Source organism: Streptomyces sp. NPDC008086, assembly GCF_042957325.1.
Taxonomy (GTDB): Bacteria; Actinomycetota; Actinomycetes; order Streptomycetales; family Streptomycetaceae; genus Streptomyces.
Map to the genome: position 1 here is coordinate 46,450 of NZ_JBIBIA010000004.1, position 11,727 is coordinate 58,176.

General features: G+C 73.2%; 8 protein-coding genes and 1 pseudogene. 3 read left to right on the forward strand and 6 right to left on the reverse strand.

Annotated elements, in window-relative coordinates; translation table 11 throughout:
• Positions 1-311 precede the first annotated feature (311 nt).
• Complete coding sequence (locus ACFZBP_RS14450) at positions 312-938, forward strand: TetR/AcrR family transcriptional regulator (protein WP_383458806.1); 627 nt, start codon at positions 312-314, stop codon at positions 936-938.
• Positions 939-1,028: 90 nt separating this feature from the next.
• Positions 1,029-1,690, forward strand: a pseudogene (locus ACFZBP_RS14455) (response regulator).
• A 17-nt stretch (positions 1,691-1,707) separates the two neighbouring features.
• Here ACFZBP_RS14455 and galE read toward each other — a convergent pair.
• The 3 genes from galE to ACFZBP_RS14470 form a co-directional block, all read right to left on the reverse strand.
• Complete coding sequence (gene galE, locus ACFZBP_RS14460; RefSeq protein WP_383458809.1) at positions 1,708-2,688, reverse strand: UDP-glucose 4-epimerase GalE; 981 nt, start codon at positions 2,686-2,688, stop codon at positions 1,708-1,710.
• A 29-nt stretch (positions 2,689-2,717) separates the two neighbouring features.
• On the reverse strand, positions 2,718-4,346 hold the full coding sequence (locus tag ACFZBP_RS14465; RefSeq protein WP_391413140.1) for a glycosyltransferase: 1,629 nt from the start codon (positions 4,344-4,346) through the stop codon (positions 2,718-2,720).
• Between the two features lie 134 nt (positions 4,347-4,480).
• Positions 4,481-4,972, reverse strand: coding sequence for a MarR family transcriptional regulator (locus tag ACFZBP_RS14470; RefSeq protein WP_391413142.1), 492 nt, complete (start codon positions 4,970-4,972; stop codon positions 4,481-4,483).
• Between the two features lie 133 nt (positions 4,973-5,105).
• Here ACFZBP_RS14470 and ACFZBP_RS14475 point away from each other — a divergent pair, with 133 nt between their 5' ends.
• Positions 5,106-5,519, forward strand: a complete 414-nt coding sequence (locus ACFZBP_RS14475; RefSeq protein WP_383458818.1) for an organic hydroperoxide resistance protein — start codon at positions 5,106-5,108, stop codon at positions 5,517-5,519.
• 17 nt (positions 5,520-5,536) lie between these two features.
• Here the strand turns inward: ACFZBP_RS14475 and ACFZBP_RS14480 are convergent, their stop codons facing one another.
• From ACFZBP_RS14480 to ACFZBP_RS14490, 3 genes are read right to left on the reverse strand one after another with little or no spacing between them, the layout of a single operon-like run.
• Positions 5,537-7,189: a hypothetical protein gene (locus ACFZBP_RS14480; protein WP_391413145.1), complete on the reverse strand. Its 1,653-nt coding sequence runs from the start codon at positions 7,187-7,189 to the stop codon at positions 5,537-5,539.
• A 50-nt stretch (positions 7,190-7,239) separates the two neighbouring features.
• Positions 7,240-9,492 (reverse strand): CDP-glycerol glycerophosphotransferase family protein, encoded by a 2,253-nt coding sequence (locus ACFZBP_RS14485; protein WP_391413147.1) that lies wholly within the window; start codon positions 9,490-9,492, stop codon positions 7,240-7,242.
• 1 nt (position 9,493) lies between these two features.
• Complete coding sequence (locus tag ACFZBP_RS14490) at positions 9,494-11,695, reverse strand: CDP-glycerol glycerophosphotransferase family protein (protein WP_391413149.1); 2,202 nt, start codon at positions 11,693-11,695, stop codon at positions 9,494-9,496.
• Between the last annotated feature and the right edge of the window lie 32 nt (positions 11,696-11,727).

An 11,727-nucleotide genomic window follows, 5' to 3' on the forward strand; every position in this document is an offset into this window, starting at 1 on the left:
CGTGGGGGGGGGGGGGGGGGGGGGGGGGGGGGGGGGGGGGGGGGGGGGGGGGGGGGCCGCGGGGGGGGGGGGGGGGGGGTGGGGGCGGGGGGGGCCCCCCCCCCCAGACCCCGCCCCCGTACCGCTCTCTCCTCTTACGTGACTCTTCACGTTTCCTTACGTCGGGACGGGACCGTATCGTCGCAACGTGAGCGTAGGACGCGTTGGCGTCGGAACGCAACCGTTTCGTCGTGACGTGTGCGACGTTCTACGCCGGCGAGGTCCGTTCGTGGGGACGGGACCGTATCGTCGCTACGCCCTATGCTGTCCGCATGACGACCAACGCCGACCAGCCCCGGACGAGCCCGCGCCGCCGGGCCCCCGCCGGGGCGGCCGTACTCCGTGAGGACGTGACGGAGGCCATCCGGGCGGCCGTCTTCGAGGAGTTGGCGGCCGTCGGCTACGCGCGGATGTCGATAGAGGGCATCGCGCGCCGCGCGGGGGTCGGCAAGACGGCGGTGTACCGGCGTTGGCGTTCCAAGCTGCACCTGGTGCTCGACGTGGTGTCGGCGGTCGCGGTCATGGGGCTGCCGACGCCGAACACGGGCTCGCTGGAGGGCGACCTGCGGATGCTGTACGAGGTGACCTCGCGTGCCCTGCGGCACCCCGTCGTCTCGCAGATCATCCCCGACCTCCAGGCGGAGGCGGCCCGCAACCCGGAGATCGCCGAGGCGCTGCAGAAGGCGCTGGAGCAGGGCCAGGAGGGGGTCGCCAGCAAGATCCTGGTCGGGGCGGAGCAGCGCGGCGAGGTGCGGGCGGGCCTGGACGGCGAGCTGGCCCTCGACCTGATCTCGGGCCCGCTGTACTGGCGGATGGTGGTGGCCCGCGGCCGGAAGCTGCCGAAGGGCTATCTGGACGCCCTGGCCAGATCCACCACGCAGGCGCTCAAGGCACTGTGAGTAGGCTGCGCGCGGCGCCGGCCTGCTGAGAGAGGCGGCGTCACCGCATCCGTACGGTGACACGGTGACCGGAGCAGGGGCGGAACTGCCGTGAGAGTGGTGATCGCCGAGGACAACGCGCTGCTGCGCGAGGGCCTCGTCCTCCTCCTGACGTCGGCCGGACACGAGGTCGTGGCCGTCGCCGGCACCGGCCCTGAGATCCTGCCGGCGCTCCTCGAACACCGCCCGGACGCCGCGGTGCTCGACGTGCGGATGCCGCCGAACTTCCGCGACGAGGGCCTGCGCGCCGCCCTCGCCGCCCGCGAGGAACTGCCGGACCTGCCGGTCCTGGTCCTGTCCCAGTACGTCGAGGAGTCCTACGCCGCCGAACTGCTCGCCGGCGGCGCGAGCGGCCTCGGCTACCTGCTGTAGGACCGGGTCGGCCGGGTCGACGAGTTCCTCGACGCCCTGGAACGGGTCGCGGCCGGCGGCACCGCACTGGACCCCGAGGTCGTCACCGAACTGCTGACCCGGCGCCGCGACTCCCCCTCGACTCCCTCACTCCCCGCGAACGCGAGGTCCTCTCCCTCATGGTCGAGGGCCACGACAACGCCACCATCGCCAAGACGCTCGTCGTCACGGAACGCGCGGTCCACAAGCACATCGGCAACGTCTTCCTCAAGCTCGGCCTGCCCCAGAGCGACAGCGGGCACCGGAGGGTACTGGCCGTGCTGACGTACCTGAACAACTCCCGGCCGCCGCTCAGGCGATGACCCGGCGAAGCCCCGGCTCAGTCACGTGCTGCCTCCGGGTGCAGGCGGGTCCAGCCCGCCCAGGCTGAGGTGATCATGTCCTGGACGTCGTGTTTGGCCTTCCAGTCCAGTTCGGTCGCGATGCGGTCGGCGGAGGCGACGACGCGGGCGGGGTCGCCGGGGCGGCGGGGGGTGACGGTCGGGGGGTGGGCGTGGCCGGTGACGGCGTTGATGAGGTCGATCATCTCGCGGACGGAGACGCCCTCGCCGCGGCCGATGTTGAGGGTGAGGGAGTGGCCGGGGGAGGAGCGCAGGGCGCGGGCCGCGGCCACGTGGGCCTCCGCGAGGTCGACGACGTGGATGTAGTCGCGGATGCAGGTGCCGTCGGGGGTGGGGTAGTCGTCGCCGAAGATACGCGGGGGCGCGTTCTCGGTGAGCTTCTCGAAGACCATCGGGATGAGGTTGTAGACGCCGGTGTCGGCGAGTTCGGGGGTGGCCGCGCCCGCGACGTTGAAGTAGCGGAGGGACGCCGTGGACAGGCCGGTCGCCCGGCCCGTCGCCCGGACCAGCCACTCGCCCGCCAGCTTGGTCTCGCCGTACGGCGACATCGGCACGCACGGCGTCTCCTCCGTCACCAGGTCGACGTCCGGCATGCCGTACACCGCCGCCGAGGAGGAGAAGACGAAGGAGGGTACGTCCGCGGCCGTCACGGCCTCCAGCAGGACGCGCAGGCCCTCGACGTTCTCCCGGTAGTAGTGCAGCGGGAGGTCGACCGACTCGCCGACCTGCTTCTTCGCGGCCAGGTGGACCACGCCGGTCACGCCGTGGTCCGCGAGGGCGCGGGCGACGCGCTCGCCGTCCAGGGTGGAGCCCACGACCAGCGGGACGCCGTCCGGCACGCGGTCGGCGATGCCGGTGGACAGGTCGTCGTACACCACGGCGTGCTCGCCCGCCTCGGTCATCGCCCGAACGACGTGCGCCCCGATGTAACCGGCGCCGCCGGTGATCAGCCAGGTCATGTGCGGCCGTCCCCTCGTGACAAGTGAAGTCAGTGACAGTGAAGCAGGCGGCGGAGTCTGCCGCGGACAACCGACAGGACCCCCCGTGAACCGTGGGCGACCCGCAGGGCCAGCGCCCCCGAGTGGGTGGCGTACGGCTGGACGAGGACCACGGCGTGCCCGGCGCCGATCGCGGCGCGCCGGCGCAGCAGACCGGCGCCCGTCACGGCGTGCGCCGTGGCCTCGCGGTACGCGCCGCCCCGGAAGCGCACGCGCAGCCGGAGATCCCACGTGCCCGCCCGGAACGCCGCCCAGTCCACCGTCACCTCCGCCGAGCGGACACCGTCTCCGTCAGCCGGGCACGATGCGAGCGCCACCCTCGTGCACGCCCCTGCCGCGACCCCCGTCTCCCGGCACCGCCACTCCACCTCCAGCGCCTGCGGCCCCGCCTGCCCCACCCTGCCGTACAGCTCGTGCAGGCGCAGTCGCAGCAGGGCGGTACGCGCGCGGGGGCGCAGTTCCGCGTCGACGGCGAGGGGGAGGACGTGGACGGGGCGGGTCAGCAGCGGCTCCAGGGTGACCTCGGGCAGGTCGGCCGACCAGACGGGAGTGCCGTCGGGCGAGCGGGCGTACGGCGGGAGGAGGCGGGCCGGTCGGGAGGCCAGGTCCCGCAGCCGGGGGAGGTCGCGGGGCTCGGGGGAGGCCAGGACGACGCGGCCGATGAGGCGGCCGGGCGCCGTGGGGTTGTGGGCCCAGTCGGACGCGTCGTACTCCGCGAGACACTCCCGCGTGTGCGCCCACCACGCACGCTGGTACCGCTCGTCGTGCAACCCCAGCTCACGGGCGTATATCCGCAGCTCGTGGTCGAGGAACTTGGCGCGTGCCGCCCGCGCGAGCTCCTTCTGCCCGGCGCCCAGCAGGATCTCGTACGCCAGCCGGCTCGCCTCCGTGCGCGCCCGCCAGTTGGCGATGTCGGCGCGGTCCAGGGAGATCGACAGCCGGTCGGCCGAGCGGCGCACGTGCCAGACGTACACCCGGTCGGGGACGAGGGCCATGCGCGGCCGGGCGGCGAGTACGCGCGCGGTGAAGACGAAGTCCTCGTAGGGGAAGCGGCCTTCGGGGAAGCGGATGCCGTTCTCGCGCAGGAAGTCCGTCCGGTAGAGCTTGTTCACGCAGAGGGTGTCGTGGACCAGGCGCGGGCGCCGCGCGGGATGCTCGAGGACGGCGTGCGTGGCGTACAGGGGCGCCTGCCAGGGCACTTCGCGCCGCCCGGGCAGCTCCCGCCGCACGCACAGCCCGCCCGCCACCTCGGCGTCCGCCCCCGTCGCCGCCGCGAGCAGCGCGTCCACCGCGCCCGGCGGCAGTACGTCGTCGCTGTCGAGGAACATCACATACGGCGAGGTCACCCGGTCGAGCCCGGTGTTGCGCGGGCTGCCGCAACCGCCGCTGTTGACCCGGCGCCGGACCACCTTCAGGCGCGGCTCGGTCGCGGCGAGGCGGGCCAGCCGGTCCATGCTGTCGTCCGTCGAGCAGTCGTCCACGGCGACGACCTCACGGACGACGGGACCCTGCGCCAGTGCCGAGCGGACGGCGGTCGTGACATGGGCCGCGTCGTTGTAGCCGATGACGATGACGCCGACCTGGGGGGCGCGCGCGAGGCGGGGGGCGTGAGCGTGCATGAGGGCCACGTTCCGGAATCGTAGGAATGATGCGCAATCGCCCGTTAGGGGGGACTTGGTGGCGCGTTCCGGAAGACGTCGGGGGGTGAAGGTGGGTTCACTCACGCGCGGCGGCGTTCGGAGCCGGTGACCGGCTACGCGCCCCGCCCGGCTGCCGCCTCTGCCGCCGCCTCCTCCTCCGCCGCTGCGTCCAGCGCCTCGGTGAGCTGGTCCAGCCGTGCCCGCAGCGCGCGGATCTCGTCCACGTCGAAGCCCGTCGCGGTGGCGATCCGGCGCGGCACCTGAAGCGCCCGTTCGCGCAGCGCGGTGCCCTCCTCCGTCAGCCGCACCTCCACCGAGCGCTCGTCGCGGGCGCTGCGCTCCCGGCGTACGAGACCCGCCGCCTCCAGCCGCTTGAGCAGCGGCGACAGGGTGCCGGAGTCGAGGCGCAGGTGTTCGCCCAGCTTCTTCACGGGCAGATCGCCGTGCTCCCAGAGCACCAGCATCACCAGGTACTGCGGATAGGTGAGTCCGAGGTCCTTCAGGACCACGCGGTAGACGCCGCCGAAGGCGCGGGACGCGGCGTTCAGGGAGAAGCAGATCTGCTGGTCGAGGCGGAGCCAGTCGGCCGCGGGCGTGGTCGTCATGACTCCAGGGTAACTCGTGCCCATCATTTAGTTGTACCCAATTGAATTGTGTGCTCTACTTGTGGTCGTGCGGCGGACCGATACACGCAAGGCCCGCCGCCCGTCACACGACTTTCGAGAGGGATGGTTCTCCATGGACGCGCTCTACACCGCTGTCGCCACCGCCACCCACGGCCGCGACGGTCGCGCCGTTTCCAACGACGGCAAGATCGACCTCAAGCTGGCCCCGCCGGTGGAGCTGGGCGGCAACGGCGAGGGCACGAACCCGGAGCAGTTGTTCGCCGCCGGTTACGCCGCCTGCTTCGGCAGCGCCCTCGGCCTCGTGGGCCGTCAGGCGAAGGTCGACGTCTCCGACGCCGCCGTCACCGCCGAGGTCGGCATAGGCAAGCAGGGCGAGGGCTTCGGCCTGAAGGTGACGCTGCGCGTCGAGCTGCCCGACACCCTGGACGAGGCGACCGGCCGCAAGCTGGTCGAGCAGGCCCACCAGGTCTGCCCCTACTCCAACGCCACCCGGGGCAACATCGACGTCGACCTCGTCATCGAGTAACCACCCCGGACCGACGGTCACCCGATCCGCGCCAGCACCTCCCCCGTCTCCCGGCTCCACGCCACCACCACCGCCTCCTCCGGCACCCGTTTCCACCGCGTCAGCAGCAGCCAGCGCGCGTGGTAGCGCCGGGCGACGGCCGTGCGCCCGGCGCGGGTCGAGTCCGGGGCGAGGTAGGCGCGGACATCGGCGAGCCGGCGCTCGCGTTCCCGCTCGTCCAGGGCGGGGTCGGGCCAGATCGGCGCGGCGAGGTTCGGCCCGTATCCGGGCAGCGAGCGGGGCGCGAAGTGCCCGTCGGAGATGACCACCTCCCCCTTGGCGACATGCCGTGCCACCCACGCGTACGACGGCCAGAGCGACGGCTGCTCCAGCCCGACCGGGTCCAGCACACGCGGCACGACCGCCCCGCCCTGCACGGTCAGGAACCCGACGCACGCCCCGACGGCCGCCGCCCCGCCCAGCACCCGCCGCGCCCTGCCCCACGGACGCGGCGCCGCCAGCTCCACCGCGAGCGCGAACTGCGCCGGCACGAGGGTGAGCCCGAGGATCCTGCCGTAGGTGTAGTGGCCGCTGGCCCAGCCGTACGCCACCACCAGGCAGTCGAGGGCGAACAGCAGCACCAGCGGATCCCGCCGGGACCCCCGCCGCCACCGCAGCCACAGCGCCGGCAGCCCCAGCAGCGCCAGCCAGAACTGCCCGCCGAGGTCGGCGTACAGCCGCTGGTGCATCCAGTCCACGCTGCTGTCCCCGGCCAGCGCGAACACGTCGAAGTACGGCCAGCCCCCGGCGACCAGCGCCGCCGCGGCCGCCATCGCCCCCCACCGCACCACCACGGCACCCCGCACGCCCCGCCGCCACCCGCGCTGCCACCCGGCGACGAACGCCACCGCCCCCAGCACCGCCGCCACGGCGGTGATCGGGTGGACCAGCAGGACCAGCCCGTACAGCGCGCCCAGCCCCACGTACCCGGCGAGACCCGGCAGCCCGCTCGGCCCGACGTACCGGACGGCCCCCCGGCCCTGCCACTGCCCGTGACCGCGCCCCTGCCGGTGCCCCTGTCCCTGTGCCCGCGCCCCCGTCAGCGCCCATGCCCAGAAGGTCAGCCCGATGGCGAAGGCCGACGGGTAGCCGAGGTTGCCGGTCATCGACATCAGGTTCAGATAGCCGCTCCACCAGGCCCGCTCGGTCCCCCACAGCAGCGTCATCGCCGCCAGTGCCAGCACCGGCGCCCACGGCCTCGGCGTCAGCACCCGCACGAGACGGCCGATGCCGGTCAGCAGCACCAGCAGGTTCAGCACCCCGGCCAGCCGCACCACCTCCCAGCCGCCCAGCCCCGTAAGCCGGGCGAACGCGCCCTGCGCGACCGCGTACGGCGAGTAGTACGGACTGCCCGCGCCCGGCAGGTCCGCCATCGGATGGCGCGGGTGCAGCAGGTTCGCCCTGAGGCGTTCCACGACCGCCGCGTGCTGGCCCGCGTCGCAGCACAACGGCACGGCCCAGTACGCCAGCAACATCACCAGGAAGAAGACGAAGCCGAAGGCCTGGTACGGCGTCGGACGCCAACTGCGGCCGCCGCGCAGGGCACTCGCGCCGCGCACGGTCCTCCGGACGAGGACACCGACGGACGCACCCGCGGCTCTGGTCGTGGAGTCTGTGTGGGTTTGCGGCATTTGCCGTATGTTCCCGGCCGGACCGGTCGGGGCAACGGCTTCGCCTCACATCACCTCATCGAGTGAGCCCCCGGTGCCGCCGGAGCCGGCACCCACCCCACCCCGCCCGGCTCCACCCCGCCCGGCCGCTCCGGCATCCGCTCACTCAGCATCAGCGTCCGTACGACCCGCTCGGCGGCCAACCCGTCGTCGAACTCGCAGAACCGCTCCCGGAACCCGGCCCGCAACCGCGCCGACTCCCCGTCCTGCCATGTCCCGGACGCGAACAGCCACGCCAACTCCCGGTACGAGCGCGACACATGACCCGGCGCGTCGGCCGTGATGTCGAAGTAGGCGCCCCGGCTGGCCACGTACGCCCCCCAGTCGTCGGCGTGGATCACGATCGGCCGGTCCAGGTTGGCGTAGTCGAACATCAGGGCGGAGTAGTCGGTGACCAGGACGTCGGCGGCGAGCAGCACGTCCTCGACCCGCGGTTCGTCCGTCGCGTCGATCAGCACGCCCCGCCGGTGCAGATCGGCCAGCCCCGTCCCGCGAGCCGTGCCCTGCGCCAGCGACGGATGCAGGCGCACCACGAGCGTGTGGCCCGGGCCCAGGTCCCGGGCGAACCGGGCCAGGTCGATCCGGTCGACATGCCCGCCCCTGCGGTACTCGCGGCGGGTCGGCGCGTACAGCACGACGGTGTCCCCGGCGGGCACACCGAGCCGCGCACGGACAGCTTCACCGGCCTGCGGACCCGCGTTGACCAGCACGTCGTTGCGCGGACTGCCCGTGCGCAGCGAGGTGAAGTGACACGGGTACGCCCGCTCCCACGCCAGCTCCGAGTGCCGGTTGGCGACCAGGCTGTAGTCCCAGCGGTCGGCCCGCCACAGCATCTTCGGCACGTCGAAGCCGTGTCGGGCACCGGGCTTGGTCAGCAGGTCGGCCGCCATGTACTTGAGCGGGGTGCCCTGGTGGGTCTGGACGTGGACGCTGCCGGGCCGCTTGGCCAGGGTGCCGGGCCAGTTGACGTTGTTCACCCAGTACGTGGCCCGCGCCATGACCTCGTGGTAGCGCCGCGAGCCGGGCGTCACGAAGTCGATGTCCGGCGGCAGCGCGTCCACCGCGTCCTCCCGCACCACCCACACGCCTTTGATGTGCGGGGCGAGCTCACGGGCCTTGGCGTGGATCGCCGCCGGATCACCCAGCACCCCGCGATGTGAGAACGCCGAGTACACGGCCAGTTCGGGATCGAGCGGCAGCCTCGACCGGGCGGTGTACCAGGCCCGTTGGGCCCGCTGCGACACCGCCCGTGCCACCCGCCGCTGCCCGGCCCCCGCCACCCGGCGCACCTCGCGCAGCCCGCGTGCCACGGCGTACGACGCGTAGGGCGCCGTCGCCAGCAGCCGCATCTCCTTGCCACGCCATCCGTCGGGCAGGGCGAAGCCCCCCTCCGGGACGTGACGGGCGTGGAAGGAGCGGATCTCGCGGTAGAAGTCCGGCCGGTCGGCGGCCCGCACCCGGTCCTCGCGCGCGAGCACGAACAGCATGTGGTCCAGGGCCCGTTCGAACAGCAGGGGGCGCGCCCACTCCAGGTCCGGGCGCGCCTCGACGAACCTGAACAGGCCCTCGTACTGCGGGAAGATGTCGAAGTGCCGCCGCCCCGGCGTCCTGGTGATCGCCCCCTGTCGGCGCTGCCGGTACTCCACCCCGATCCGCTCCAGACAGGCGACGCGGTCGGCCAGCACCATCGAGCGGTAGGTGACGGGCGCGTCCTCGTACAGCCCCGGCGCGTAGCGCAGCCCGTGCTCCAGGAAGAAGTCCCTCCGGTACGCCTTGTTCCAGGCGACCAGGAACAGATGCAGGTATTCCGGGTTCTCACGGACGCTGAACGTGCCCGTACCGGCCGCGGCCAGCAGGTCCGCCGCCGTACTGCGGCCGCCGCGCCCCCACCAGTGCGTGCGGACGTGGTCGAAGACCAGGATGTCCGGGTCGTCGCCCGCCTCCAGACGCGCGGCCACGGCGGCCAGCAGACCCGGCGTGTAGCAGTCGTCGCTGTCGAGGAACAGGACGTAGTCACCGCTCGCCTCCTCCAGACCGGCGTTACGGGCCCGGCCGAGGCCGACGTTCTCCGGCAGGTGCAGCACGCGCACGCGTGCGTCGCGCTCGGCGTAGCCGTCCAGGATGGCGGGGCAGCTGTCGGGGGAGCGGTCGTCGACCGCGATCACCTCGAAGTCGGCGTACGACTGCCCGAGCACCGAGTCCAGGCACTCCCGTAGGAACCCCTGCACCTTGAAGACGGGCACGATGATGCTGAAGCGGGGCACGTCAGCTCCTCACGAGGGTCGCGGCGGCGGGGGCGGGGACGCGCTCGGCGAGCGGGATCACCGGCGGGATCGCCTCGGGCGGCTCGCCCAGCAGCACCCGGCGGACGACCCGCTCGGCGGCCTGTCCGTCGTCGAACTGGCAGAACCGCTCCCGGAACGCGGCCCGCAGCGCCCGCGCCTCCTCGTCCGCCCACGAGCCATCGCGGAACACGGCCGCCAGCTCACCCGGCGTCCGGGCCACCCGCCCCGGTGGCTCCTCCAGCAGGTCGAAGTAGACGCCCCGCAGCTCCCGGTAGACCTCCCAGTCGTCCGCGTACACCACGATCGGCCGGTCCAGGTTGGCGTAGTCGAACATGATCGAGGAGTAGTCGGTGATCAGCGCGTCGGCCGCCAGGCACACGTCCTCCGAGGAGCGGTGCCCGGTGACGTCGATGACCCGGCCGCCGCCGCGCGCGCCGCCCCGGTCGTAGAAGTAGTGGGCGCGCAGCAGCACCACGTACTCGTCGCCGATCTCCTCGCACAGCGCGTCGAGGTCCAGGCCGGTCTCGAAGCCGGTGGCGTGGTCGCGGTGCGTCGGCGCGTAGAGCAGGGCCTTCCTGCCCTCGGGGACACCGAGTTCGCGGCGGACGCGGGCGACGTCGGCGGCGGTCGACGTGTAGTAGGCGTCGTTGCGCGGATAGCCGTACTCGAGGGTCTCGTGCGCGGCGGGGTACGCGCTCTCCCACATCTGGGTGGAGTGCCGGTTGGAGCTGAGGTTGTAGTCCCAGCGGTCGACGCGGGCCAGCAGTCTGGCGAAGCTGCCGGTAGCCGCGGCCACCACGGGGTACGTCGCCTGGTCGGCGCCCATCTTCTTCAGCGGGGTGCCGTGCTGGGTCGACAGATGCACACTGCCACGGCGCTTGACCACGGCGTCCGCGAAGTTGGCGTTGTTCACGAGGTACTTGGCGCGGGCGAGCACGTCCCAGTACTTCCTGCTGCCGATGACCGCGTACTCCACGTCGTCCGGCACACAGTCCACCGCGTCGGGCTCCACCAGGAACACCGAGCGCAGATGCGGGGCCAGCTCCCGCGCCTTGGCGTGGATCGCGGCGGGGTTGCAGGTGTAGCCCCGGCCCCAGTACGCGCAGTACACGGCGAGGTTCTGGTCCAGACGGCGGCGCAGCTGCAGACGGTAGCGCAGCCGGGTGCGCAGCCCGTGCGGCCGCGGAACGGACGAAGCGACCTTCGCTGCCGCCTGGTTGGCGCCGCGCAGTGCCCGGAACGCCGTGTACGCCCCCTGCGCCAGCAGCCGGTGCTGGACGCCGACGCTCCCGCCCGGCGCACGGAACCCGGCGGGCCGGTACCGCCGGTACAGCCCGCTCGCCCGCCGGAAGAAGGTACGGCGCCGGCGCGGCAGCCGACGCGGATGGGCGGCCGTCTTCAGCACGGCGGCGAAGAGCTGCTCGAACAACGGCCCCAGTCGCCGCGCGGACAGCCCGTGCTCGGCGGCCCGCGCGAGGACCAGCTCGACCTGGTCGAGCAGCTCGAAGTGGTGCTCCCCTGGGAGGTTCAGCCGGTTGCCCTGCCGCCGCAGCAGATGCCGCACGACGATCTGCCGCAGCACCGCCATGCGCTCGGCGCACAGCGCGACCAGTCCGCCGAAGCCGATGTCGGTGAAGTGGCCGTCGGGAAAGGCGAGTTCCTGGTCCAGGAGGAAGACCCGCCGGTAGGCCGCACTCCACGCCGGGAGCTGGACGCCCGTCAGCCCGGCCGCCTCGGGCGGCGCGAAGGGCCCGCCAGGCGCCCCCGCCAGCAGGGGCGCGGCCGGGTTGCCCGGCTCGCCCGTCCACCACGGGATCCGCTCGTGCTCGAAGTACAGGACGTCCACGTCACCGGTCTCGCGCAGCCGGGCGTCCAGCGCCGCCAGCGCGCCCGGCACCAGCACGTCGTCGCCGTCCAGGAACAGCAGCCAGTCGCCCAGCGCCGCCCGCAGCCCCGCGTTGCGCGCCCCCGCCAGACCGGCCGTCGGCGGCGCGTGCACCGGCGCCACCCGGCAGTCCCGCTCGGCGTACCCGGCGGCCACGTCCGCCGCCGGTGAGCCCGGGGCGTCACTGACCGGGATCAGCTCGAAGTCACCGAAGGACTGGCCGAGCACCGAGTCCAGCGCCAAGGACAGCCGACCGGCGACCCCATGGGACGGAACGATGATGCTGAAGCGGGGCATACTGCTCTTTCTGTCGAGGTTCCGGCAGCCGG